This is a genomic window from Clavibacter michiganensis, assembly GCF_016907085.1.
GTDB lineage: Bacteria > Actinomycetota > Actinomycetes > Actinomycetales > Microbacteriaceae > Clavibacter > Clavibacter michiganensis_O.
This window is the reverse complement of record NZ_JAFBBJ010000001.1, coordinates 1153313-1178847: the sequence shown is the minus strand read 5'-3', so window position 1 is coordinate 1178847 and position 25535 is coordinate 1153313. Positions and strand designations below refer to the sequence as shown.

Sequence of the window (25535 nt, the reverse complement as noted above, 5' to 3'; positions counted from 1 at the left end):
CTGCTCAGCCTCGCACGATGGGCCGGGATGCGGCCGGGAAGCATCCTCGTCCCGTCGCCGGACGACCCGCTGTCCGCGCCGGGCTGCGCGGCGGGGCCCCCGAAGAGGGGCTGGGTCCCGACGCGGGGGCCTGGCTAGCGTGGTCGGTGCGGGCAGGTCCACGTGACCGCCCGCCTCCGGGGGACGCATCGGGGGATGCAGACCGCCGAGGGGTGCCGGGGTCGGGGGATCCACGGCACCCCTTCCGGCGGCGCCGCTCGATCGCCTGCCCCGCCGGTCGCCGCGGCCGATGTCCCGGGGACGAACAGGCGCTCGCCTGATTCCTTGGTACGCAAACCTTTCGCCTGCTGGGCGGTACGCTCGGGGTGTGACGACGACCCCTGCCTCCGCCTCGGACGTCGCACCCGCATCCGAGCCCCGTCGCCGCCGCCGAGGACCGCTCGTCCCGCGCCGCACCCACCGGGACGACACGACCACGCAGCCCGCCGCGATCATCGAGGCCACCGTCCAGGCAGCCGGCGCCATCGTCCTCGAGGCCTCCGCCGCGGAGCCCGGCCTGCGCACCGGCGGGAGCATCCCGCAGCCGGCACGCCGCCGCGCCATCGGCGACACCGACCTCCGGGTCTTCCCGCTCGCGCTCGGCGGCAACGTCTTCGGCTGGACGGCCGGCCCGGAGGACACCTCCGCCATCCTCGACCGCTACCAGGAGGCGGGCGGCAACTTCATCGACACCGCCGACTCCTACGCGAGCGGCCGCAGCGAGCACATGATCGGCTCGTGGATGCGCGAGCGCCGCAACCGCGACTCCATGGTCGTCGCCACCAAGATCGGCAAGAGCGAGGACTTCCCCGGCCTCGGCGGATCCCGCATCGAGCGCGCCGTCGACGCCAGCCTCTCGCGGCTCGGCACCGACTTCATCGACCTCCTCTACTTCCACTGGGATGACCTCGACGTGCCGCTCGAGGAGAGCCTCGCGGCCGCGGGCCGCCTCATCGCGTCGGGCAAGGTCCGGCACCTGGCGGCGTCCAACTACGCCGCCGAGCGCCTGCTGCACGCGCGGATCATGGGCGGGCTGTACGACGCCCCGCGGTTCGTCGCGCTGCAGACGCACTACAACCTCGTCAACCGGGCGCCCTACGAGTCGGGGTACCTCGACGTCGTCCGCGGTCAGCAGCTCGCGGTGATGCCCTACTTCGCCCTCGCCAACGGCTTCCTGACGGGCAAGTACCGCACGCGCGACGCGGTGCGCGAGGGTGCCCGCGGGGCTCGGGCCGCGAAGTACCTGACCCGCCGCGGCCTCCGTGTCCTCACCGCCCTCGACGAGATCGCCGACCAGCACTCCACGAGCGTCGCGACGATCGCGCTGGCCTGGCTCCTCGCCAAGCCGGGGATCGTCGCGCCCGTCGCGAGCGCCAGCCGACCCGAGCAGGTGCACGACCTGGTGCAGGCGGCGCACGTGCAGCTCTCGCGGCACGACGTGGCCCGGCTCGACCGCGCGTCCGAGTAGTCGTCCCCCGGGCGTCGCGCCCGCGGTCCCTCCCCGCGATGTGGAGGGTTCCGATGGACGCGCTCGCCTCCCGGCTACCTTTCCGGCACCCGCGATGCCCGACGCCCGTGCGTCCGCTTGTCCGCGCGGGATCCGTACGGCCCGGGGGAGACGACCTTGCACGAGCGACCGCGCGTTCCGTTGCTGCGACAAGGAGGAGCGGTGGCCATCTCGCTTGTCGTCCTCGCCTCGTGCCAGGTGATGGTCGGATGCGCACCGCCATCGTCCCCGACGCCTGCGCCCGCGCCGGCCCCGTCCTTGACGCAGGACCAGCAGGACGACGAGGCGTTCAGGGACGTGATGGCGAGATATGTCGACCTCGATGCGAACTCCGACATAGAAGATGACTTGGATGAGCTCCTGACGGGCAACGTCCTCAACAACGAGAAGACCGGGCTCGCTGAAGCACGACGAACCGGGGAGCGACAAAGCGGCAAGGAGATCGCTTCCGGCTTCCGAGTCACCGATCGAGGTCTGGATCCAGCGGGCCTCCAGTACATGACGGCTCAGGTCTGCCTCGACACCGGCGGTCTGCGCCTCCTTGACGCGAATGGCAAGGACATCACTCCTGAGCACGAAACACGCCGCTCGCTCCAGGTGAAAGCGATCAAGTCGCCAGACTCACTCTGGCGAATCAGCGACATAGTGCGGAACGAGGATGTCCACGCATGCGGATGATGGTCGCGACGCTCACCTCGCTTCTGGTGATCGTCGTCGTCACGGGGCCGTCCGCCGCAGCTCATGCATCAGGTGAGGACTGCTCGACGAAGTACGGTGCCTTCGGCCCATGCTCCTCCGGTCTCATAGGCGACGGAGGAGTTTCCGTCAGCGCGCATGACCGGCAGCCGGCGTCCTCAGATGGAGGACAGTCGAATAGCGGTGAGCAGACACAGCGCGCGGATGCTCAAGGCCTCGTGGCGCCGCCTCCGGTGCCGCGTGGGCGGTGGGCGGTGGATGCGGATGCGCCGTGCAGTCCGAGTGCGCGGCTGTCGGGTGGGGGGCTGTGCGGGGATGGGCGGCACGCATTCCTGCCGCCGGCGAAGGCGCCGGTGAAGCCGGCGGATCCGGTGCCGGTCGCGGCGGCGGTTCCGGGGGTGTCGTTGGCGGATGTGGCGCAGTTCGTGCCGCGGGATGCGTCGATCCGGTCGCAACCGAACGGGTGGGCGATCGTGGGCGCGCCGATGAACCTGTTCACGGACGCGACCGCTCAGGTGGTGGACGGGCAGTTGTTGGGTCGGCCGGCGCAGGTGCGGTTCGTCCCGGTGTCGTTCACCTGGGATCACGGCGACGGCACGAGTTCGACGGTCGCGGGCCCTGGTGCGTCGTGGAAGCGGTTGGGTCAGCAGGACTTCACGACGACCGACACGAGCCACGTGTATCCGAGCATCGGCGACCGGCAGGTGACGTTGACGATCGCGTACTCGCCCAGCTACCGGTTCGACGGGGGAGCGTGGCAGCAGATCGCGGGCACGCTGCCGGTGCAGATCGGCCCGGTCACGATCCATGTCCTCCAGGGATCGACGGTCCTCGTCGGTGGCGCGTGCGGCACCCGGAACGCGGGACCCGGATGCCCATGACCGCCCCATCGCGCGCCGTCAGTCCCCGGGCTGCCGCAGGACCCGTGGCGTAGGGTGACGCTGATGTCCCGCGCCGTAGAACTCCCCCTCGACCTCCCCGAGCTCACCGTGCAGTCGACGGGCGGCGCCCGTGTCCGGCGGTCCGTCCTGCCCTCGGGCGTGCGCATCCTCAGCGAGGACGTGCCCGGCAGCCGCAGCGCCACCATCGGGATGTGGGTCGCGGTCGGCTCGCGCGACGAGCAGCCGGGCGACCTGGGATCCACGCACTTCCTCGAGCACCTCCTCTTCAAGGGCACCCCGTCGCGCACGGCGCTCGACATCGCCGTGTCCTTCGACGCGGTCGGCGGCGAGCACAACGCCGTCACCGCCAAGGAGTACACCTGCTACTACGCCAAGGTGCAGGATCGCGACCTCGGCATGGCCGTCGACGTGCTCGCGGACATGGTCACCTCCAGCCTCATCGACGCCGACGAGTTCGAGACCGAGCGCGGGGTCATCCTCGAGGAGCTCGCCATGGCCGACGACGACCCGGGCGACGTCGTCAGCGAGCGCTTCTTCGAGGCCGTGCTGGGGGATCACCCGCTCGGCCGTCCCATCGGCGGCAGCCCCGCGGACATCGAGGCCGCCGAGCGCGACGCCGTCGTCGCGCACTACCGCCGCAACTACCGCCCGCAGGACCTGGTCATCACGGCGGCGGGCTCCGTGGATCACGACGCCCTCGTCGCGCGCGTCACCGACGGGCTCGAGCGCGCCGGCTGGGATCTCACGGACGTGGCCGCACCGGTCGCGCGTCGCACCGGGTCGACGCCGGTCATCACGCGCGGCAGCGGCCTCGTCGTCGTCGACCGCCCCATCGAGCAGACCAACATCCTGCTCGGCGTGCCCGGTCTCGCCGCATCCGACGACCGCCGGCCTGCTCTCGCGATGCTCAACTCCGTGCTCGGCGGCGGCATGTCCTCGCGCCTGTTCCAGGAGGTCCGCGAGAAGCGCGGCCTCGCGTACTCCGTCTACTCGTTCGGCGCCTCCTACTCGGACGCGGGCGTGTTCGGCCTCTACGCCGGATGCACGGCCGCGAAGACCGAGCAGGTGTCGCGCCTCATGGTCGAGGAGTTCCGGAAGCTCGCCGAGGAGCACGTCACCGAGGAGGAGCTGGCGCGTGCCTTCGGCCAGCTCTCGGGGCAGTCCGCCCTCGCGCTCGAGGACTCGGACACGCGCATGTCGCGGCTCGGCCGGTCGGAGATCACCACCGGCGAGTACGTCGACCTCGACGAGACGCTCTCCCGCCTCTCCCGCGTCACCGCCGACGACGTCCGCGCCCTCGCGGCCGACCTGATGTCCCGACCGCTCTCGATCGCCGCCGTGGGGACCGTCGGCGCCGACGCGTTCACCCCGCTGCTCGAGACCCCCGCGCTCCTGTAGGAGGAACCGTGTCCCACTACATCTACCTCGTGCGCCACGGCGAGCAGCAGGACGCCGAGCACGGCCTCCCGGACGGGCCGCTGTCGGGGCGCGGCAAGCGCCAGGCGCATTGCATCGCCGACCGGCTGAGCGGCGTCCCGTTCACCTCGGTGCGTCACTCGCCGCTCGCGCGGGCGGAGGAGACGGCCGCGATCATGGCGGAGCGCATGCCGGCCATGGAGCCGGAACCGTCTTCGCTCCTGTTCGACTGCATCCCGTCGGGCCCCACCCCGGACATGCCGCACGCGTTCGAGTCGTTCTTCGGCGGGGTCACCGAGGAGGAGATCGACGCCGGCAGCGCCCAGATGGCCGACGCGGTGAGCGAGTTCCTGGCACCGGCGCGCGACGACCGGCACGACCTCCTCATCACCCACAACTTCGTCATCGCGTGGTTCGTGCGGCACGTGTTCGACGCGCCGGAATGGCGGTGGATGGGCATCAACCAGGCGAACTGCGGCCTCACCATCATCCGCGTCCGCTCGGCGAAGCCGCCCGTCCTCGTGGTGCACAACGACCTCGGCCACCTCCCGGTCGAGCTGCGGACCGGCCTCCCGGAGCAGCAGCCGTACTAGCCGCGGTGGCGCGCCGGCCGCCCAGCGTCGCGGTCATGCGCGCCGGTACGCTGGGCGGATGACAACCACGGTCGCCGTCGTCGGCGCAACGGGACGCATGGGCCAGCTGATCTCGCAGATCGTCGAGGCGAGCACCGAGTTCGAGCTCATGGCGAGCCTGGACTCCAAGGACGCGCTGTCGGACATGCTCGGCGCGGACATCGCGGTCGACGTGACGCTCCCGGCGGTCAGCCAGGGCGTCGTCGAGTACGCGGTCGCGCACGGCATGAACGTCCTCGTGGGCACGAGCGGCTGGACGGGCGAGCGCATCACCGAGCTCGAGCGGCGGATCACCGGCAACCTCGCCGTGGGCGTCGTCATCATCCCCAACTTCTCCGTCGGCAGCGTCCTCGCGACCTCGTTCGCGCAGATGGCGGCCCGGTTCTACGACTCCATCGAGATCGTCGAGGCGCACGGCGCGTCCAAGATCGACTCGCCCTCGGGCACGGCGGTGCGCACGGCGGAGCTCATGTCGCAGGCGCGCGGCACCCGCGGCCCGGTGCAGGCGCCGCACACGGACCAGCGGGCGCGTGGCCAGCAGGTGGCGAGCATCCCCGTGCACAGCCTCCGCATGCAGGGCGTCGTCGCCAAGCAGGACGTCGTCTTCGGCGGCAACGGCGAGGTCCTCACCATCAGCCACGACACGCTCGCGCCGAGCGCCTACGAGGCCGGGATCCTGCTCGCCCTCCGCGCCGCCCGCACCGCGCGGGGCGTGGTCGTCGGGCTCGACCGCCTCATCGACCTCGACGGCTCGCGCGAGCGCGCGACGCGGGCGGCTGCCACCGGTGCGGCGTCGGGCCCCGTGGACGACGGCGGGCCGAGCGGCCAGGCCGCCACCGTCACGAGCGCCTGATGGGGACGCGCATCGGCGTCGCCGTCATGGCGGTGCTCATGGTGCTGTACCTGGCGCTGGCCGGCCAGATCGCCGTCCTGCTCCTGATCTCCGGCGAGCCCGTCGGCGTCGTGTTCGGGCTCGCGCTCCTGATCCTCCCGCTGGTCGGCGTGTGGGCGCTCGTGCGCGAGCTGTCCTTCGGCGTGCGAAGCGCGCGCCTGGTGCGGATCCTCGACGGGGAGGGCGGCCTGCCCATCGCCGACCTGCCGACGCGAGCGAGCGGCCGCCCGCTCCGCGACGCCGCCGACGCGGCGTTCCCGGCCTACCAGGCCGAGGTCGAGGAGGATCCCGCCAGCTGGCGCGCGTGGTTCCGCCTCGGCCTCGCGTACGACGCGAGCGGGGACCGGCGCCGGGCGCGCGGGGCCATCCGCCGCGCCATCGCGCTGCACCGCGCCGAGCCCGCCGACTGAGCGACCGGCCGACCCTCCCTCCGGCGGGCCACCCCGCCGGGCTCAGCTCTTCGCGAGCAGCCGGTCGATCGCGAGCTCGACCGTGGTGTCGCGGAACGCGAACCCGTCGGCGAGCAGCTTCTCGGGACGCGCCGGCTGGCTGGAGAGCAGCAGCTCCTTCCCGGCCTCCTGCAGCGCGAGGCGGATGAGGAACTCGGGCGCCGGCACCAGGTAGGGCCGGTGCAGGCGCTTCGCGAGGTGCCGCATCAGCCGGTCGGCCATGACGGGCTCGGGGCCGGTGAGGTTCACGGGTCCGGAGACCGAGGACGTCAGCAGGTGCACGATCGCGGCGGCCTCGTCGCGGAGGGAGATCCACGGCCAGATCTGGCCGCCGGTGCCGAGCTTGCCGGCGAGACCCAGGTTCGTGAGGAGGCGCAGCGGCGCGAGGGCGCCCGCCTGCGCGAGCACCAGCCCGGTGCGCAGGGTGGCGACGCGCACGTCGGAGGGCGCCTCGAACGCCTCGGCCTCCCACGCCTCCACGACCTCGGCGAGGAAGCCCGCGCCACGCGGCGAGTCCTCGGTGAGGCGCTCGGCGGGGCGGTCTCCGTAGAAGCCCACGGCGGATCCGTTCAGCAGCACCCGGGGCGGGTTCGACGCCGACGCGATCGCGCCGACGATCGTCCGCGTGGCGGAGACGCGCGACGCGCGGATCTCCTCCTGGTAGGGCTTCGTCCAGGGCAGGCGGCTGATGGACGCGCCCGAGAGGTTGACGACGGCGTCGACGCCGTCGAGCACCGCGGGATCCAGGCGCCCCTCGGCCGGCTGCCACTCGTGCTCGTCGGGCGAGGACGGCGCGTGGCGCACGAGCGTCTGCACGCGATGCCCGGCGGCGTGGAGCTGGGCCTGCAGCTCGGTGCCGATCGTGCCCCCGGCGCCCGAGATGAGGACGGTGAGCGGGGCGGGGGAGGGAGTGCTGTCGGACATGGTCGAGCCCTTCGTCGGTGCCCATCAGCCTAGGACGCGGCCCCGCACGGCAGCCGGGAGGAGGCGGGCGCGAGCGGGCACGAGCCGTCGCGTACAGTGACGGTCGTGCCCCACGACGACATCGCCTTCCGATCCGACATGACCGTGGAGCTCGTCCGCTCCAGCGCCCACGACTCCGACGTGATCTTCGCCGCCCGCGTCTCCACCGCCGGCGAGAAGACGCTCGAGCGCGCGCTCGACGAGCCCGACGGCCAGGACCGCGCCCTCGAGGGCGACGTCGACACCGAGGCGGAGGAGAAGCGCGTCAAGCGCGACCGCGGCCTCATCAACTACCTCATGCGCGACCGTCACGGATCGCCCTTCGAGCACAACTCCATGACCTTCTACGTGCAGGCCCCGATCTTCGTGTTCCGCGAGTTCATGCGGCACCGCATGGCGTCCTACAACGAGGAGTCGGGCCGCTACAAGGAGCTCGACGCGGTGTTCTACGTCCCCGGCCCCGAGCGGAACCTCGTGCAGGTCGGCAAGCCCGGCGCCTACGAGTTCCACGCGGGCACCCCCGAGCAGACCGCGCTCGTGCAGGAGGAGACCCGGCGCACGTCCACCGAGGCGTACGCCTCGTACCAGCGGATGCTCGAGCAGGGCGTGGCGCGCGAGGTCGCCCGCATCGTGCTGCCGCTCAACATCTACTCGTCGATGTACGTCACGCTCAACGCCCGCGCGCTGATGAACTTCCTGTCGCTGCGCACCAAGCACGAGGACTCGACGTTCCCGAGCTTCCCGCAGCGCGAGATCGAGATGTGCGCCGAGAAGATGGAGACCGAGTTCGAGCGGCTCATGCCCCTGACGCACGCGGCGTTCCAGAAGAACGGCCGCGTCGCCCCGTAGCCCGCGGCGCGTCAGCCGATGCGGCGTCCGGCGCTGTCGCGTTCCGCGTACGGGTAGGCGTCCTTCGTGCCGATGACCCGAACCGACACGAGGTGACCGCGGTCCTCCGGCGTCGCCGTGTACCGCGCGGAGGTGGCACCGGGGATCTCGGCACCGTCACGCAGCCAGCGGTACGAGAACGTCACCGGCGCCGGCCGCCACGATCCGGGACGCGCGGTCAGCTCCCGCCCGACGGCCGGGACGCCGCCGACGACCGGTGTCCCGGGCACGATCGCCCAGGCCCCGACACGCGGTGTCGCGGCTGAGGTGCGCTCGACGGCGATCCTGCCGGGGGAGGATCCGCGGACGGCGACCGTGATGCGCCTCCCGGCGTCCTCGCCCGTGACCTCGTAGGTCGGACCGCGCTCGTCCGAGATCGGCACCCCGTCGCGCTCCCACCGGTAGGCGAGCGACACAGGTGCCGGGCGCCAGGTGCCCGTGCGCACCGAGAGGGTGGTCCCGATCGCCGCGTGCCCGACGATCGCCGGCAGCGGGGTGGATGTCAACGGCAGCGCGCCGGGGGCGCTGCCCGAGGAGACCTCGCGGTACACGTACCTGGCGATGTCCACGTTGCCGCCGAACCAGAACATCATCGACAGGGTCCTGTCGTGTCCGGGCTCGACGGTGATCGAGCCGACGGCTCCCCCGACCGTGTCGGGCCCGGAGTCGAACGAGACATGGACGGACCCGTCCTCGGGCCAGCCCGCGAGCGCGGCCCGGACGTCCCACGAGACGGTGATCCTCGGGCCCTCGACGTCGACGACCGGCGCGTACGGGGTCGGGTACCCGCGCGACGTGACGGCGAGCGGAGCGGACGCGGCACCCACCACGCGGGTGCCGTCGACGACGGCGACGGCGCGGAGGGAGATCGTGTGCGGCCCCGCCGGGGCCGGCAGTCGGATGATCGCGGAGTCGAGGGGGCCGGTGTGCGCCGTCTTCCACGGTGCCCGGCCGTCGAGCAGGTACTCGAACCGGGGATCCACGAGCTCGAGGTGTCCGACGTCGAGGCCCACGTACACCTCGATCTCGGGGACGTCGGTCACCTCGCCGCCCACGACGACCTCGGGTGCCGCCAGGAAGACGGGAGCGGGGGTGGATCGCGCGGGCGTCGCGCCCAGGAGGGAGGCCCCGACTACGAGCGCCAGGGCGAGGGCCAGAGCAGGCGACCGCCTGCTCCGTGCCGAGAGGTCCATGATCCACCGCCGTCCTCCGGACTCCGTCGTCCTGTGCGAAGGGTGCTCGCTCGGCCGGCGTGCCGCATCCCCCCATCCGAGGGGGAGAGGGACCGTCGCATGGCGCGGGTCGCGCACCCGCCCCGGCGACGGTCCGCCCGTTACGATGGTGCCCGTGTCCACAGAGAACCCGTTCGGCCAGGTCCTGGTGGCGCTCGTCACCCCGTTCACCGCCGATGGCGAGGTCGACTGGGCGGGCGTCGAGAAGCACATGGACGACGTCATCGTCGCGGGAGCCGACGGCATCGTCGTCACCGGCACCACGGGCGAGACCAGCACGCTGACCGACCCGGAGAAGATCAAGCTGGTCGAGGTCGGGCGCTCCGTGAGCGCGGGTCGGGCGAAGATCATCACGGGCGGCGGCTCCAACGAGACCGCGCACGCCATGCAGCTCGCCCGTCAGAGCGAGAAGGCCGGCGCCGACGGCAACATGATCGTCACGCCGTACTACAACAAGCCCACGCAGGCCGGCGTCCTCACGCACTTCCGCATGATCGCGGACGCGACCGACCTCCCGGTCATCCTCTACGACATCCCCGGCCGCACGGGCATCCCTATCCAGTACGAGACGATCCTCCGCGCCGCGAAGCACCCGAACATCCTCGCCGTGAAGGACGCCAAGGGCGACCTCGCGCAGGCCAGCCGCGTGCTCAACCAGACCGGCCTCATGTACTTCGCGGGCGACGACGCCAACGCGCTGCCGACCCTCGCGATCGGCGGCACCGGCCTCATCGGCGTCACCGCCAACATCACCGCGACCCCGTACCGCACCATGGTCGACGCCGTGAACGCGGGCGACCTCGCCGCCGCCACCCACGCGCACCAGCAGCTCGAGCCGCTCGTCCGCGCCGTCATGACCCACGTGCCCGGCACGGTCGCGGCGAAGTACATCCTCCACGGGCTCGGCCGCATCGGCAGCCCGCGCGTGCGCCTCCCGCTGGTGGGCCCGGAGGAGTGGGAGGCCGCGCAGATCGAGGACGAGATAGACCTCGTCCGCGACGTCCCCGGCGTCGACTTCCGCAACTTCCGCCCCGACCGCAACGCCGCCGCAGGCGGAGCGCTGCCCCAGGTCGCCGGCACCACGCGCTGACGCGCGCCTCGAGCATCCACCACCGGCCCCTCGGGCCGCATCGTCACCAGAGGAGTCCCATGCCCCACGGCGTCTACGACCCGCCCGAGCTCAAGCCCGGCATCCTGCGCATCACGCCGATCGGCGGCCTCGGCGAGATCGGCCGCAACATGACCACGTTCGAGATCGACGGCAAGATCCTCGTCGTCGACTGCGGCGTGCTCTTCCCCGAGGAGCACCAGCCGGGCGTCGACCTGATCCTCCCCGACTTCTCCTCCATCGCGGACCGCCTGGACGACGTCGTCGGCATCGTCCTCACGCACGGCCACGAGGACCACATCGGCGCGGTGCCGTACCTCCTCAAGCTGAAGCAGGACATCCCGCTGATCGGCTCCGGCCTCACGCTCGCCCTCATCGAGGCGAAGCTCAAGGAGCACCGGATCACGCCGTACACGTTCCAGGTGAAGGAGGGCGACCGCGAGCGCCTCGGGCCGTTCGAGCTCGAGTTCGTGGCCGTCAACCACTCCATCCCGGACGCGCTGGCCGTCGCCATCACGACCGAGGCGGGCAGCGTGCTGCACACCGGCGACTTCAAGATGGACCAGCTGCCGCTCGACGACCGGATCACCGACCTCCGCGCCTTCGCGCGCCTCGGCGAGGCCGGCATCGACCTCTTCATGTCGGACTCCACCAACGCCGACGTCCCCGGCTTCACGCCGACCGAGCGCTCCATCGGCCCCGTGCTCGAGGCCGTCATCTCGAAGGCGCCGCGCCGCGTCATCGTCGCGAGCTTCTCCAGCCACGTGCACCGCGTGCAGCAGGTGCTCGACGCCGCGCACGCGAACGGCCGCCGCGTCGCGTTCATCGGGCGATCCATGATCCGCAACATGACCATCGCGGCCGAGCTCGGCTACCTCAAGGTGCCGGACGGGGTCCTCATCGACTCCAAGAAGGCCGTCAACCTGCCGGACCACGAGATCGTCTACATGAGCACCGGGTCGCAGGGCGAGCCGATGGCGGTACTAAGCCGCATGGCGAACCTCGAGCACCAGATCGAGATCGGGCAGGACGACACCGTCATCCTCGCGTCGAGCCTCATCCCGGGCAACGAGAACGCCGTCTACCGCGTGATCAACGGGCTCACGAAGCTCGGCGCGAACGTGGTGCACAAGGCCAACGCGAAGGTCCACGTCTCGGGCCACGCGGCCGCCGGCGAGCTGCTCTACTGCTACAACATCCTCAAGCCGCGCAACGTCCTGCCGGTGCACGGCGAGTACCGCCACCTGGTCGCGAACCAGCAGCTGGCGATCCAGACCGGTGTCCCGGAGCGCAACACGTTCCTCGCGGAGGACGGCACCGTGCTCGACATGAAGGACGGGCACGTGCGCGTCACGGGCCAGCTCGACGTCGGATACGTCTACGTCGACGGCTCGACCGTGGGCGAGATCACCGACGCCGACCTCAAGGACCGCCGCATCCTCTCCGAGGAGGGCTTCGTCACGATCTTCGTGGTCGTCGAGCCGCAGACCGGCAAGGCCATGGTGGGCCCGGAGATCGAGGCCCGCGGCTTCGCCGAGGACTCGCGCGTGTTCGACAGCGTCAAGCCGCTCGTCGTGAAGGCGCTCGCGGAGGCCGCGGCCAACGGCACGCGCGACACGCACGCGTACTCGCAGGTCGTGCGCCGCACGGTGGGCCGCTGGGTCAACTCGTCGCACCGGCGCCGTCCCATGATCATCCCGGTGGTCATCGAGGCGTAGGCCGGCCGACGGCGGGAGCCGGAGCGCGCAGCACGTCCGGAGGGGGCGGGGGAGACCCGCCCCCTCCTTCGCGCGTGCCGAGCGCGCTCGTCCGCGCGGCCCCCCGACGGGGGTGCGCATGTCATCCCCGTGGACGAAGCGCCGCGCACGACGCCGCCCCTAGCGTCGGAGGCGACCGGACGGACCGCTGGGGACCGCCGGGGAAGGAGCGGCCGTGGGCGTCTGGCGGAGATGGATCCTCCCGATCACGAGGCTGGTGGTGCTCGCGGCGATCGCGGTGGCGCTCGTGCGCATGGCGTTCTTCGGGACGACGACCGAGGAGACGGCCCAGGTGCCGACCGGCTCGGTCGTCGAGTCGCAGGTGCCGGCGTCCATCGCGACCGTGGTCAACGACGTGACCGTGAAGGGCAGCATCCAGCCGGATCCCGACGTCACCGTGAAGGCGACGCTGCAGGGGAAGGTCGCGAAGCTCGTCGCCGGGCAGGGCGCGACGGTCAAGGCCGGCGACCCGATCCTCGTCATCCGCCAGGAGACGCCGGTGGATCCGGTGGTCGCGGCGGACGGCACGGTCACGCAGCCGAAGCCCAAGGTCGTCACCGAGACGGTCACCGCGTCCGCCGCCGGCTCCCTCGCGGAGCTCGGCGTGCTCGTGGGCCAGGAGGTCGCCGTCGGCGACGCGGTCGGCCGGATCGCGCCGCCCACCTTCCGCGCGACCGCGCCGCTGACCGCGGAGGAGCAGTACCGGCTCGTCACGCAGCCGACGGCGGCGAAGGTCGCGATCACGTCCGGGCCGGCCCCGTTCGAGTGCGCGGACCTGCGCATCGGCCAGCAGGCGGCGGGGGGCGCCGGCGGAGCCGGCTCGACGGGTGACGCGGCCGGCGCGGGCGGCACCGGATCCACCGGCGGGACCGAGTCGGCCTCCACCGGCGCGACCGTCTCCTGCGCCGTGCCGGCCGGCACGCGCGTCTTCCCGGGGCTCGCCGCCGACATCACGATCCCCGCGGGCGAGGCGCCCGACGTGCTGACGCTCCCGACGACCGCGGTCGAGGGCCTCGCCGACACGGGCAACGTCTGGCTCGCGTCGGACGGCGGCGAGCCCGAGGAGCGCGCGGTCGGCCTGGGCATCAGCGACGGCAAGGTCGTGCAGATCACCTCGGGCCTCGCGGAGGGCGACATGGTGCTCGAGTTCGTGCCCGGTGCGCCCGTCCCCGAGGACGAGGCGACGACTATGCAGGGCGGGTACGGCGGATGAGCCTCATCCGCTTGGAGCAGGTGACCCGCACGGTCGAGCGTCCGGATGACGAGCCTCTGACGATCCTGCACGGCGTCGACCTCGACGTCTCGGTGGGCGACCACGTGTCCATCGTGGGCCGGTCGGGGTCCGGGAAGTCGACCCTGCTGAACATCCTGGGCCTGCTCGACACCCCGACCACGGGCGAGGTCTACCTCGACGACGTGCCGATGGCCCGTGTCTCGGGATCCCGGCGCGACCGGGCCCGCGGCGGCGACATCGGCTTCATCTTCCAGCAGTTCAACCTGCTGCAGGGCCGCACGGCGCGGGAGAACGTGATGACGCCGCTGCTGTACTCGACGGGCCGCTCGTTCTGGCGGCGGGCGTCGATCGCGGCCGACATGCTCGAGCGGGTCGGCCTGGGCCACCGGGTCGATTCCATGCCCGAGACCATGTCCGGCGGCGAGCAGCAGCGCGTCGCCATCGCCCGCGCTCTCGTGCGCTCGCCCCGCCTGATCCTCGCCGACGAGCCCACCGGCGCCCTCGACATCGAGACCGGCGTCACCGTGATGACCCTGCTGGCCCAGGTCGCGCACGCGTCCGGCGCCGCACTGGTCACGATCACGCACGACCCGACCGTCGCGGCCCGCGCGGACCGGCACCACCGCCTCGAGATGGGCGTGCTCGCGCCGGCCGAGGCCCTCACCCGGGAGGTGCTCGCGTGAGCGGCTGGCTCGCGCGCACGGCGACCGGTCTCGTGGGCGCGGTCGTGGAGGCGTGGGCCGAGCTCCGGATCCACCGCACGCGCGTCATGCTGTCCCTCATCGGCGTCGCGGTCGCGGTGGCGGCGATCACCTCGGTCGTCGGCCTCGGCGCGGTGGCGCAGCAGTCGCAGACCGAGCAGATGGAGCGCCAGTCGGGCCGACCCGCCGCGCTGTCGGTGTCCGCGTACTCCGCGACCGGGGACGGCCTGTCCTACTCCGAGCAGCGCACGCTCCTCGCGGACGTCGCCGACCGGTACGGCATCACCTGGTCCACGATCATCGGATCCACGACGGTGCCGGTCGACTTCGCACGAGGGCAGGTGCAGGTCCAGACCGTCGTGGTCGACCGGGACTACGGCGAGATGCGCCGCGTCGACGTGACGGACGGCCGCTGGTTCGACGAGCGCGACGCCGACCGCCTCGCGCCCGCGCTCGTCGTCAACCCCGCGTTCCTGGCGGAGCTCGGCTCGCCCGAGATCGCCGCTCACCCCTCCGCCGTGCTGCACGGCGAGCGATCGGACCTCGTGGGCGTCGTCGTGGGCACCGTGCCCGCGCAGTACGCGGAGGAGCCGCCGACCGTCTACCTGCAGGCGTCCGATGCCGAGCGCCTGATGTCCGACGACGCGCTCGACGCGATGGCGCCGCAGTCCGAGTTCTGGGTGCCCGAGGCGGAGGCCGACGCGCTCACCGCGTCCATCACCTCGCAGGTGGCGGCCACCGCGCCCGAGGGCCTGCAGGTGAGCGTCGGCCGCAGCGACTGGGGGACGTACGACTACGACCCGCTGCTGTCCGTGAAGATCCTCGTCGGGGGAGTGGCCGGCCTCGTGCTGCTCCTCGGGGCGCTCGGCCTCGTGAACATCTCGCTCGTGACGGTGAAGCAGCGGATCCGCGAGATCGGCGTCCGCCGCAGCTTCGGCGCGAGCGCGGGCCGGGTGTTCTTCGCCGTGATGATGGAGAGCGTCGTGGCCACGGTCGCGGCGGGCGTGGTCGGGGTGATGGCCGCGGTGGCGATCGTCAAGAACCCGTGGATCCTCTCGTACGTCGCCTCGGGCGTCACCGAGTTCCCGCCGTTCCCGCTCTCGGCGGCGCTCCTCGGGCTCGGCGCCTCGCTCGCCGTCGGCGCGATCGCGGGCCTGCTGCCGGCCCTCGTGGCGGTGCGCGTGTCCGTGATCGACGCGATCCGGTACTGATGGCGCGGCCGGGCGGGGAGCGCCCTGCCCGGCCCGGCGCACCGTCGGCGACGGCGGCGCGGGATAACGTGGGTCGCATGGCTACGAGCACCAGGTCGACCAGCCGCGCCGGGAAGACCTCCTCGGGCGCGCCGCGCGCCACGCCCCCGCGCAAGGGGCGTGCCGCTGAGACGAAGCAGCAGACCGTCGCCTACCCCGTCCAGGCCGAGCGCCGCGGACCGCTCGTCGCCGCCTGGATGGGCCTCGCCCACGCCACGGGCGCCCTCTTCCGCGCCCTCGGGCCCGAGAAGCTCGCGAAGGAGGAGCGCCGCGACGGCATCCCCTTCCTGCTCGTGGTGCTCGCGATCGCGGGCGTGGTCGTCGAGTGGTTCAACCCGCTCAACGACGTCGCCATGGCCTTCGACGCGTACACGTTCGGCGGCCTCTTCGGCCGGGTGGCGTTCGCGCTGCCCATCGTGATGGTGCTGCTCGCGCTCTGGCTCTTCCGCCACCCCTCCTCGGTGAGCGACAACGGGCGTATCGGCGTGGGCGTCTCGCTGTTCCTCGTCTCCATCGCCGCGCTCTGCCACATCTTCAACGGCGCCCCGGATCCGCGGGACGGCATGCTCGCGCTGGCCCGCGCCGGAGGCGTGCTCGGCTGGGTGCTCGCGGCGCCCCTGTCCCTGCTGATCACATCGATCGGCGCGGGCATCGTGGCGGGGATCCTGCTGGTGCTCTCCCTCTTCATCATCACGCGCACGCCGCCGAACCGCGTGGGCATGCGCCTGCGCGAGCTGTACTCCTACCTCTTCGGCGCCCCTCCCGTGGACGAGGAGCAGCGCGCCGCCGACCGCGCGGCCCGCAAGGCCCAGGCGACCGAGCAGGTCGAGCTCGAGGGGCTCGACGACGACGGCCCGGTCGACACCGACAGCCTCCCGTGGTGGCGCCGCAACCGCAGCCAGCGCGAGGACGCGCCCGCCTTCGACAGCCCGGTGCTGGCGCCGCACGCCGGATCCGACGACCGCGACGACACGGTCGGACGCACCGCCGCCGAGGCCCCCACGACCGTCATCGACCGCACGGTGGATCCCGACGCCACCCGCCCCGAGCCCGGCGCCTTCGTGGGCGACGACGCCGCGACCCGCCGCATCGACCTCGACCCGCCCGTCGACGCCACGGCGACCGCGATCCTGCCCTCGGTCCCCGTGCACCCCACCGGCATCCGCGACGACGACGAGCCGGCCGTCCTCCCCGGCTTCGAGGACGACGGCTCCGACGCGCCGATCGTGTCGGGGGAGTCCGACGCCCCGCAGGCGCCGTACCGCCTGCCGGCCGCGAGCACCCTCTCGCCCGGCACACCCGCGAAGTCGCGCTCGTCCGTCAACGACGAGGTGGTGCGGGCCCTCACCGAGGTGCTCACGAACTTCCAGGTCGACGCCACGGTCACGGGCTTCTCGCGCGGCCCGACGGTCACGCGCTACGAGCTGGAGCTCGCCCCCGGTGTGAAGGTGGAGCGCGTCACGGCGCTCGCGAAGAACATCAGCTACGCGGTCGCCTCGAACGAGGTCCGGATCCTCTCGCCCATCCCCGGCCGCAGCGCCATCGGCGTGGAGATCCCGAACACCGACCGCGAGATCGTCTCCCTCGGCGACGTGCTCCGCTCGTCCGCCGCGACGAACAGCGCGCACCCGATGACCATCGGCGTCGGCAAGGACGTCGAGGGCGGCTACGTCATCGCCAACCTGGCGAAGATGCCCCACCTCCTGGTGGCGGGATCCACGGGCTCCGGCAAGTCGAGCTTCGTCAACTCCATGATCACCTCGCTCCTCATGCGCGCGAAGCCGAGCGACGTGCGCATGGTGCTCATCGACCCGAAGCGCGTGGAGCTCACCATCTACGCGGGCGTCCCGCATCTCATCACGCCCATCATCACCAACCCGAAGAAGGCGGCCGAGGCGCTGCAGTGGGTGGTGAAGGAGATGGACATGAGGTACGACGACCTCGCCAGCTTCGGCTTCCGCCACATCGACGACTTCAACAAGGCCGTCACGAGCGGGTCCATCGTGCTCCCCGAGGGCAGCGAGCGGACGCTCCGCCCGTACCCCTACCTCCTCGTGGTGGTGGACGAGCTCGCCGACCTCATGATGGTGGCGCCGCGCGACGTCGAGGACTCGATCGTCCGCATCACGCAGCTCGCGCGCGCCGCCGGCATCCACCTGGTGCTCGCCACGCAGCGCCCGTCCGTCGACGTCGTCACGGGCCTCATCAAGGCCAACGTGCCGTCGCGTCTCGCGTTCGCGGTGTCGAGCATGACCGACTCCCGCGTGATCCTCGACCAGCCCGGTGCCGACAAGCTCATCGGCCAGGGCGACGGCCTCTTCCTCCCCATGGGCGCCAACAAGGCGGTCCGCGTGCAGGGCGCATGGGTGCAGGAGGCCGAGATCGCCAAGGTCGTCGAGCACGTGACGCGCCAGGCGCGGCCGGAGTACCGCCAGGACGTCGCGGTCGCCGCCGAGAAGAAGGAGATCGACGCGGACATCGGCGACGACCTCGAGGTGCTGCTCGCGGCCGCCGAGCTCGTCGTCAGCACGCAGTTCGGATCCACGTCGATGCTGCAGCGCAAGCTCCGCGTCGGCTTCGCCAAGGCCGGCCGGCTCATGGACCTGCTCGAGGCGCGCGAGATCGTCGGCCCGTCCGAGGGATCCAAGGCGCGCGACGTGCTCGTCTCCGCCGAGCAGCTCCCGGGCGTGCTCGCGACTCTGCGCGGGGAGACGCCCGCGGCTCCGGCGCCCGCCGCGCCTTCCGCGGCGGCACCGGTCGCCGACGCGGACGACGGGAACCGCTACCCCTCGGATCCGCTGCACAAGGACCTGGACGCGTACGAGCAGGTGGAGGCCGAGGGCGACGACGATGCCTGGGGCCTCACGGGGAGGGACTGACCCATGGCCGAGCGCAGCGCATCCGGTTCGACCGGCACCGGGGCGGCGCGCGTCTGGCGCGCGGGCGACTCCCCGGCGAGCCCCTGGAACGTCGCCAACGTCCTCACGATTGTGCGGATCCTGTTGGCTCCCGTCTTCGTCGTCCTCCTCGCGGCGGACGACGGCGCCGACGGCCCGCTCCGGTACGCGGCCGCGGTGCTCTTCATCCTCGCGATCGCGACCGACGGGGTCGACGGGCACATCGCCCGCAGCCGCAACCTGGTGACCGACCTCGGCAAGCTCCTCGACCCCATCGCCGACAAGGTGCTCACAGGCGCCGCGCTCGTCATGCTCTCGGTGCTCGGCGAGCTGCCCTGGTGGGTGACGATCGTGATCCTCGTGCGCGAGCTCGGCATCACGGCCTACCGGTTCGCCGTGCTCCGCGATCGCGTCGTCGCGGCGTCCCGCGGCGGCAAGCTCAAGACCGTGGCCCAGGCCGTCGCGATCAGCGTGGCGCTGCTCCCGCTGTGGGACGTGGTCGGCGACGGCATGCACGTCGTGAACACGGTGCTCATGTCGATCGCGTTCGTCCTGACGGTCCTCTCCGGCCTCGACTACATGCGCCAGGCGCTGCGGGCGGAGCGCGCCTCGTGAACGCGGCCCACGAGGTCGCCGACGAGCAGCTCGCCGAGCGCGTGATCGCCGCCCTCGTGGCGAGCGGTCGGCGCATCGCGGTCGCGGAGTCGCTGACGGGCGGCCTGCTGACGGCGGCCCTCGTGGGCGTCCCCGGCGCCTCGCGTGCGCTCCTCGGCGGCATCGTCTCCTACGACACGGCCCTCAAGCGCACGATCCTCGGGGTCGAGTCGTCGATCCTCGCCGTCCACGGTGCGGTCCACCCGGATGTGGCCCGGCAGATGGCCCGCGGCGTGCGCCAGGCGTGCGCGATCGACGGGCGCCCCGCGGACGTCGGCGTCTCCACGACCGGAGCCGCGGGTCCGGATCCCCAGGACGGGCAGCAGCCCGGCACCGCGTTCGTCGGCCTGTCCATCGACGGTGACTCGCGCGCGATCGCGCTGCACCTCGACGGAGACCGCCAGGCGGTCCGCGGGGGCGTCGTGCACGCGGCCCTCGCGGCGCTCGTCGAGGCGCTCGAACCCGCCGGGAACATCTGATGCGGCTCCCGCGTTGTCGTAATCACGTTCACAAGCAACGCCCAGTGCCCCTGCTTAGCCTGAGTCCTCGGCCCGATGCTCACCCATCAGCCCCGGACCTCCGGTTCGATCAGGCACCAGGCGAAACGAGGAGGCTCCCGTGGTTCTAGTCCGTCAGGAGATCGGCGACGTCCTTCGAGACTTCCGTCTGCAGAAGGGGCGCACGCTCCGCCAGGTCGCCAGCAAGGCCAGCGTCGCGCTCGGCTACCTCAGCGAGGTCGAGCGGGGCCAGAAGGAGGCGTCGAGCGAGATCCTCGCATCCGTCGCCGACGCCCTCGACACCCCCATCTCCGTCATCATGCGCGAGGTGGGCGACCGCCTCGCCGTCATCGAGGGGCTCAACCCCATCCCCGACACCATCCCCGACGACCTCGTCGCCGGCTTCGACAGCGATCTCGTCGCGCGCTGATCTCCTCCCCACGGCCTCCCGCCCCGCCCGTCCTCGCGACGGGCGGGGCGTCGTCGTCGAGGCGGCAGCGGGTAGCGTGGTCGGCATGCGACTGAGCGAGTTCCAGCGGGCCGTCTCCGACGAGTTCGGCTCCGGCTACGGGCCGGTCCTCGTCGCGGACCTGGTGCTCGGCGAGCTCGGCGGCCGCACGTGCGCGCAGGCGCTGAAGGACGGGACGCCCGCCCGCGAGGTGTGGCTGGCCCTCTGCCGCGCGCAGGACGTGCCGCGCTCGCGGTGGAACGGCGCCGGCGTCCCCGAGCCGCGCATCTGACGCCCTCCGTCCTGCCGCGCGCTCCTGATCCGTCCGCGACACGCGGCGCGTCGTTCGAATATCCCTTCGAACGCGCGTAGTCTCCCCACAGGAGCGATTCGAAGCGCGGACTGCACAGGTCCGGCCCCTCCGGCAGCGATGTCGGCGGCGCCGCATAACGTGCACCTCGCGGAGATCACCCGTCGCCTTGTCGGCACCGGACCCCGCGGCCAGCGGGAGCGGAGCGACAGCCTGCAGGCAACCCACCTTCGACACGAGGAGCACCCCATGGCATCATCGGCAGACCGCGAGAAGTCACTCGAGACCGCGCTCGCACAGATCGACCGGCAGTTCGGCAAGGGCTCGGTCATGCGACTGGGCAGCGACGAGCGCGCACCCGTCGCCGTCATCCCCACCGGCTCGGTCGCGCTGGACGTGGCGCTCGGCATCGGCGGGCTCCCGCGTGGCCGCATCGTCGAGATCTACGGCCCGGAGTCCTCGGGAAAGACCACGCTCACCCTGCATGCCATCGCCAACGCGCAGCGCGCGGGCGGCATCGCGGCGTTCATCGACGCGGAGCACGCGCTCGACCCGGAGTACGCGAAGAAGCTCGGCGTCGACATCGACGCGCTCCTCGTCTCCCAGCCCGACACGGGCGAGCAGGCGCTCGAGATCGCCGACATGCTCGTGCGCTCGGGCTCCATCGACCTCGTCGTCATCGACTCCGTCGCGGCCCTCGTGCCGCGCGCGGAGATCGAGGGCGAGATGGGCGACTCCCACGTGGGCCTCCAGGCGCGCCTCATGTCGCAGGCGCTCCGCAAGCTCACCGGCGGTCTCAACCAGACGCAGACCACCATGATCTTCATCAACCAGCTGCGCGAGAAGATCGGCGTGTTCTTCGGCAGCCCGGAGACCACCGCGGGTGGCAAGGCGCTGAAGTTCTACGCGTCGGTCCGCCTCGACATCCGCCGCATCGAGACGCTGAAGGACGGCACGGACGCGGTCGGCAACCGCACGCGCGTCAAGGTCGTCAAGAACAAGATGGCGCCGCCCTTCAAGCAGGCGGAGTTCGACATCCTCTACGGCACCGGCATCTCCCGCGAGGGCAGCCTCATCGACTTCGGTGTCGAGCACGAGATCGTCCGCAAGTCGGGCGCCTGGTACACCTACGACGGCGACCAGCTCGGCCAGGGCAAGGAGAACTCGCGCAAGCACCTCCTCAACAACCCGGAGATCGCCGCCGAGATCGAGCAGAAGATCAAGGTCAAGCTCGGCCTCGTGAAGGACCCGAACGCCGACGCCGCCCCCGCGGCCGACGCCGCTCCGGCCCCTGTCGCCGCCGCGGCGCCCAAGGCGTCCGCACGCAAGAGCGCCTGACCCGGCGCCCCCTCGGCGGGGTGCGTCCCACGACGCACCCCGCCCCCGCACGACACCGGTCCGACGGCGCCGTCTCGCTCTGCGTGACGCGCGTCCGGGCCTCCTGAGGACGGAAGCACCATGGTCAGATTCCCCTCCGAGGGCGAGCAGGGCACGGGCCCCGGGCCCGATGAGATCGCGCCCGTCGCCTCCCTCGCCGACCGGCGATCGCGTCGGGCGGCCGCCCGGCCGCTCGTCGCGCCCACGCCGCCCGTCGAGGAGTCGTCCGCACCGCGGGTCGAGCCGACGCATCCCTCACGGGGACGCTCGGTCACGGAGGTCGATGGCATCGTCACGATCGGCGCCGCCGTGGACGCGTCGGAGGCCGGTCGCGCCCTCGCCGCCCAGGAGCGCATCGCGGAGGCGCGGCGTGTCCTCGCGGAGGCCGAGGCGCAGGCGTCGCGAGGCGGCAGTGACGCGGCTGTCGCGTTCCCGGAGGCGCCCCAGGCCGAGGATGAGCCCGCGGACGACCCCACTCCCGCCGCGTGGCGTGCCGAGCAGGAGCGCGCCGAGCGCGCGCGCGCCAAGGCCGAGCAGGACGAGGCGTACCGGCAGGACATGCTCCGGCTCGAGGAGGACCGGGTCGAGGACGAGCGCCGCGAGGCGAAGGCCGAGGAGGAGCGCGCCGCGGAACGCACGCCCGAGCGCCAGCGGCGGCGGGCGGACAACGTCCTCGCCAACCGACTGCGCGGTCGCGGGCTCTCTCTCGCGGAGGCGCGCGAGGTGCTCGATGGCGCGGAGATCGATCCGGACATCGCGGAGGAGACGCTCGCCCGGTACGTGTCCCTGCAGTACATCGACGAGGCCGCGCTCGCGGAGCAGATCCTGCACACGCACCTCGACCGCAAGGGGCTCGGTCGACGCTCGGTCGAGATGGAGATGCGCCGTCGCAAGCTGGACCCCCTCGTCATCGAGGAGGCCATGGCCGAGCAGCCGGACGACGAGCTCGCGCGTGCCACCGAGGTTGCGATGAAGCGCGTCGGGCAGCTCTCGTCCTACGACGACGAGACGGCCGAGCGGCGCCTGACCTCGTTCCTCATGCGTCGCGGATACGGCGGTGGCGTCGTGCGCGACGCCACCAAGGCAGCGCTCGCCACGCGACGCGGCTCGTCCCGCGTGCGATTCCGCTGACCCGTCCCACGGGCGGTGTCGGACGCCCCCGCACGTAGGATCGAGTCATCATGAGCACCGTCGCCGATCACGTCCGCGCCGCCCCGTCCGCCGTCGACCGGCCCCGGACGTACGAGGTCCGCACCTACGGCTGCCAGATGAACGTGCATGACTCGGAGCGGCTGACCGGGTCGCTGGAGGCCGCTGGCTATGTGTCGGCAGACGGCGCCGAGGCCGACATCGTCGTGATCAACACGTGCGCGGTCCGGGAGAACGCGGACAACAAGCTCTACGGGAACCTCGGGCACCTCGCCGGTGTCAAGCGCCGGCACGAGGGCATGCAGATCGCGGTCGGAGGCTGCCTCGCGCAGAAGGACCGCGCGACCGTCCTCGAGAAGGCGCCTTGGGTGGACGTCGTGTTCGGCACCCACAACATGGGTGCGCTGCCGACCCTGCTCGAGCGCGCGCGGCACAACGGCGAGGCGCAGCTGGAGATCCTGGAGAGCCTCGAGACCTTCCCTTCCACGCTTCCCACCAAGCGCGACGAGATCGCGAGCGGCTGGGTGTCCATCTCGGTGGGGTGCAACAACACGTGCACGTTCTGCATCGTGCCCGCACTTCGCGGCACGGAGAAGGACCGCCGTCCGGGCGACATCCTCGCCGAGATCCAGGCGCTCGTGGACGACGGCGCGGTGGAGGTGACTCTGCTCGGCCAGAACGTCAACTCCTACGGCGTCGAGTTCGGCGACCGGCAGGCGTTCGGCAAGCTGCTGCGGGCCGCCGGCGCCATCGACGGGCTGGAGCGCATCCGCTTCACGAGCCCGCACCCGGCTGCCTTCACGGACGACGTCATCGACGCGATGGCCGAGACGCCGGCCGTGATGCCGCAGCTGCACATGCCGCTGCAATCGGGATCCGATCGGATCCTCAAGGCGATGCGCCGCTCCTACCGGTCCGAGCGCTTCCTCGGGATACTCGACCGGGTGCGCACGCGCATCCCCGACGCGGCGATCACGACCGACATCATCGTCGGCTTCCCGGGCGAGACGGAGGAGGACTTCCAGGAGACCCTCCGCGTCGTCGAGGCGGCCCGCTTCTCCTCGGCGTTCACGTTCCAGTACTCCATCCGCCCGGGCACGCCCGCCGCGACGATGGAGGAGCAGGTGCCCGCGGACGTCGTGAAGGAGCGGTACGGCCGCCTCACCGCGCTGCAGGAGCGCATCAGCCACGAGGAGAACCAGCGCGTGGTCGGCCGCGCGGTCGAGGTCCTCGTGAGCGCGCACGAGGGTCGGAAGGACGGCGACACGCGCCGGGTCACCGGGCGCGCGCAGGACGGCCGTCTCGTGCACCTCGACGTGCCCGAGGGCAGCGGCGACCCGCGGCCCGGCGACGCGGTCGAGGTCGTGATCACGCGGGCGGCGCCCTTCCACCTCATCGCGGACTCTGCGGACGGCGCGCCGCTGCGGATCCGGCGCACCCGCGCGGGCGACGCGTGGCAGCGCGCGCAGGCCGACTCCTGCGGCGTGCCGACGCCGGCAGCGGGCGCGGGATCGAGTGCCGGCGGGGCGCCGCGCGTCTCGCTCGGTCTGCCCTCGCTCCGCGTCGCCGCGGCCGCGGGCGACGGATCCGCGTACCCGCGACACCGCGCGTGACCCCGATCGTCGCGGTCGTCGGCGCCACCGGCACGGGCAAGTCCGCCCTGTCCCTCGACATCGCGGAGCGCCTGCGGGCCGAGGGTCGCGCGGCGGAGATCGTCAACGCCGACGCCATGCAGCTCTATCGGGGCATGGACATCGGAACGGCGAAGCTGCCCGAGGCCGAGCGGCGCGGCGTGCCGCACCACATGCTCGACGTCCTCGACGTGACCGCGGAGGCCACCGTCGCCGCGTACCAGGACGAGGCGCGCGGGGCCATCAGCGCCATCCTTGAACGCGGCGCTGTCCCGATCCTCGTGGGCGGATCCGGCCTCTACGTCTCGTCGGTGCTCTTCGACTACGACTTCCCCGGGACCGACCCCGAGATCCGGCAGCGCCTGGAGCGGGAGCTCGAGGCGACGGGGCCGGGCATGCTGCACCGGCGCCTCCGCGAGCTCGATCCTGCCGCGGCCCAGCGGATCGGCGCGCACAACGGGCGGCGCCTCGTACGGGCGCTGGAGGTCGTCGAGATCACGGGTCCGCAGCCGGAGCGCGCGTCCGCCGAGCCGCAGTCGTGGCATCCCGCACGGATCCTGGCGCTCACGCTGCCGCGCGAGGAGCTCGTGCCGCGGCTCGACGCCCGCGTGTCCGGCATGTGGGAGGACGGGCTGGTGGACGAGGTGGCCGGGCTGCTGCCGGCCGGTCTCGCCGACGGCGTCACCGCCTCCCGCGCCATCGGCTACGCGCAGGCGGCCCGGCAGCTCGCGGGGGAGCTGACGGAGGAGCAGGCCGTCGAGGAGACCCGCGCGCTCACCCGGCGGTACGCGCGACGCCAGGTGTCGTGGTTCGGCCGCTACGCGGACGCCGTGCGGCTCGATGCGCGCGATGAGCGGCTGCTCGCGCACGCGCTCGACGCCCTCCCGGCGGCGCGCCCGTAGGCTG

General features: G+C 72.4%; 24 protein-coding genes. 22 read left to right on the top strand and 2 right to left on the bottom strand.

The features are described from left to right. The first annotated feature begins 367 nt into the window (after positions 1–367). The 7 genes from JOE38_RS05340 (at position 368) to JOE38_RS05310 (ending at position 6494) form a co-directional block, all read left to right on the top strand. Entirely contained in the window at positions 368–1507 is a 1140-nt protein-coding gene (locus tag JOE38_RS05340) for an aldo/keto reductase (RefSeq protein WP_204575195.1), read from the top strand. A gap of 201 nt (positions 1508–1708) precedes the next feature. Continuing rightward, positions 1709–2224, top strand: coding sequence for a hypothetical protein (locus JOE38_RS05335; RefSeq protein ID WP_307838834.1), 516 nt, complete (start codon positions 1709–1711; stop codon positions 2222–2224). Next, the gene (locus JOE38_RS05330; protein WP_204575194.1) at positions 2215–3123 is read left to right on the top strand and encodes a hypothetical protein; all 909 of its coding nucleotides are present in this window, start codon (positions 2215–2217) and stop codon (positions 3121–3123) included. Before JOE38_RS05335 ends, JOE38_RS05330 begins: the two co-directional genes overlap by 10 nt. A 63-nt stretch (positions 3124–3186) precedes the next feature. Further along, on the top strand, positions 3187–4542 hold the full coding sequence (locus tag JOE38_RS05325; RefSeq protein ID WP_204575193.1) for a M16 family metallopeptidase: 1356 nt from the start codon (positions 3187–3189) through the stop codon (positions 4540–4542). An 8-nt stretch (positions 4543–4550) separates the two neighbouring features. Continuing rightward, a complete protein-coding gene (locus tag JOE38_RS05320; RefSeq protein ID WP_204575192.1) occupies positions 4551–5153 on the top strand; it encodes a histidine phosphatase family protein in 603 nt (200 codons plus the stop codon). A 58-nt stretch (positions 5154–5211) separates the two neighbouring features. Further along, complete coding sequence (gene dapB / locus JOE38_RS05315) at positions 5212–6045, top strand: 4-hydroxy-tetrahydrodipicolinate reductase (protein WP_204575191.1); 834 nt, start codon at positions 5212–5214, stop codon at positions 6043–6045. Beyond that, positions 6045–6494, top strand: coding sequence for a hypothetical protein (locus JOE38_RS05310; RefSeq protein ID WP_204575190.1), 450 nt, complete (start codon positions 6045–6047; stop codon positions 6492–6494). Before dapB ends, JOE38_RS05310 begins: the two co-directional genes overlap by 1 nt. A gap of 42 nt (positions 6495–6536) precedes the next feature. Here the strand turns inward: JOE38_RS05310 and JOE38_RS05305 are convergent, their stop codons facing one another. Next, on the bottom strand, positions 6537–7457 hold the full coding sequence (locus JOE38_RS05305) for a TIGR01777 family oxidoreductase (protein ID WP_204575189.1): 921 nt from the start codon (positions 7455–7457) through the stop codon (positions 6537–6539). Positions 7458–7553: 96 nt separating this feature from the next. On the opposite strand from JOE38_RS05305, the gene thyX reads away from it, so the two are divergent. Further along, positions 7554–8345 carry an FAD-dependent thymidylate synthase gene (gene thyX, locus JOE38_RS05300; RefSeq protein WP_204575188.1) on the top strand — a complete coding sequence of 264 codons (792 nt, stop codon included), beginning with the start codon at positions 7554–7556 and terminating at the stop codon, positions 8343–8345. Positions 8346–8356: 11 nt separating this feature from the next. Here thyX and JOE38_RS05295 read toward each other — a convergent pair whose 3' ends face one another. Further along, positions 8357–9577, bottom strand: coding sequence for a hypothetical protein (locus JOE38_RS05295; protein WP_204575187.1), 1221 nt, complete (start codon positions 9575–9577; stop codon positions 8357–8359). 145 nt (positions 9578–9722) lie between these two features. Between JOE38_RS05295 and dapA the strand changes: the two genes are divergently transcribed. From dapA to miaA, 14 genes are all read left to right on the top strand, one after another. Continuing rightward, complete coding sequence (gene dapA / locus JOE38_RS05290; RefSeq protein WP_204575186.1) at positions 9723–10706, top strand: 4-hydroxy-tetrahydrodipicolinate synthase; 984 nt, start codon at positions 9723–9725, stop codon at positions 10704–10706. Positions 10707–10765: 59 nt separating this feature from the next. After that, entirely contained in the window at positions 10766–12442 is a 1677-nt protein-coding gene (locus JOE38_RS05285) for a ribonuclease J (protein ID WP_204575185.1), read from the top strand. Positions 12443–12656: 214 nt separating this feature from the next. Continuing rightward, positions 12657–13694, top strand: a complete 1038-nt coding sequence (locus JOE38_RS05280; RefSeq protein WP_204575184.1) for a hypothetical protein — start codon at positions 12657–12659, stop codon at positions 13692–13694. After that, entirely contained in the window at positions 13691–14398 is a 708-nt protein-coding gene (locus JOE38_RS05275; RefSeq protein WP_204575183.1) for an ABC transporter ATP-binding protein, read from the top strand. The genes JOE38_RS05280 and JOE38_RS05275 overlap by 4 nt, the downstream gene beginning before the upstream one ends. Beyond that, positions 14395–15627, top strand: coding sequence for an ABC transporter permease (locus JOE38_RS05270; RefSeq protein WP_204575182.1), 1233 nt, complete (start codon positions 14395–14397; stop codon positions 15625–15627). Before JOE38_RS05275 ends, JOE38_RS05270 begins: the two co-directional genes overlap by 4 nt. Before the next feature lie 77 nt (positions 15628–15704). Continuing rightward, positions 15705–18545, top strand: a complete 2841-nt coding sequence (locus JOE38_RS05265; protein WP_204575181.1) for an FtsK/SpoIIIE family DNA translocase — start codon at positions 15705–15707, stop codon at positions 18543–18545. A 3-nt stretch (positions 18546–18548) separates the two neighbouring features. Beyond that, on the top strand, positions 18549–19178 hold the full coding sequence (pgsA, locus tag JOE38_RS05260; RefSeq protein ID WP_204575180.1) for a CDP-diacylglycerol--glycerol-3-phosphate 3-phosphatidyltransferase: 630 nt from the start codon (positions 18549–18551) through the stop codon (positions 19176–19178). Further along, a complete protein-coding gene (locus tag JOE38_RS05255; RefSeq protein WP_204575179.1) occupies positions 19175–19696 on the top strand; it encodes a CinA family protein in 522 nt (173 codons plus the stop codon). Before pgsA ends, JOE38_RS05255 begins: the two co-directional genes overlap by 4 nt. Before the next feature lie 139 nt (positions 19697–19835). Beyond that, positions 19836–20144, top strand: coding sequence for a helix-turn-helix domain-containing protein (locus tag JOE38_RS05250; protein WP_012298599.1), 309 nt, complete (start codon positions 19836–19838; stop codon positions 20142–20144). A gap of 85 nt (positions 20145–20229) precedes the next feature. Then, positions 20230–20454, top strand: a complete 225-nt coding sequence (locus JOE38_RS05245) for a DUF3046 domain-containing protein (protein WP_204575178.1) — start codon at positions 20230–20232, stop codon at positions 20452–20454. 267 nt (positions 20455–20721) lie between these two features. Further along, the gene (gene recA, locus JOE38_RS05240) at positions 20722–21810 is read left to right on the top strand and encodes a recombinase RecA (RefSeq protein WP_204575177.1); all 1089 of its coding nucleotides are present in this window, start codon (positions 20722–20724) and stop codon (positions 21808–21810) included. A 120-nt stretch (positions 21811–21930) separates the two neighbouring features. Continuing rightward, a complete protein-coding gene (locus JOE38_RS15700; protein WP_239544750.1) occupies positions 21931–22980 on the top strand; it encodes a regulatory protein RecX in 1050 nt (349 codons plus the stop codon). A gap of 50 nt (positions 22981–23030) precedes the next feature. Continuing rightward, the gene (miaB, locus tag JOE38_RS05230; RefSeq protein WP_204575176.1) at positions 23031–24611 is read left to right on the top strand and encodes a tRNA (N6-isopentenyl adenosine(37)-C2)-methylthiotransferase MiaB; all 1581 of its coding nucleotides are present in this window, start codon (positions 23031–23033) and stop codon (positions 24609–24611) included. Further along, a complete protein-coding gene (gene miaA, locus JOE38_RS05225; protein ID WP_204575175.1) occupies positions 24608–25531 on the top strand; it encodes a tRNA (adenosine(37)-N6)-dimethylallyltransferase MiaA in 924 nt (307 codons plus the stop codon). The genes miaB and miaA overlap by 4 nt, the downstream gene beginning before the upstream one ends. Positions 25532–25535: the final 4 nt, after the last annotated feature.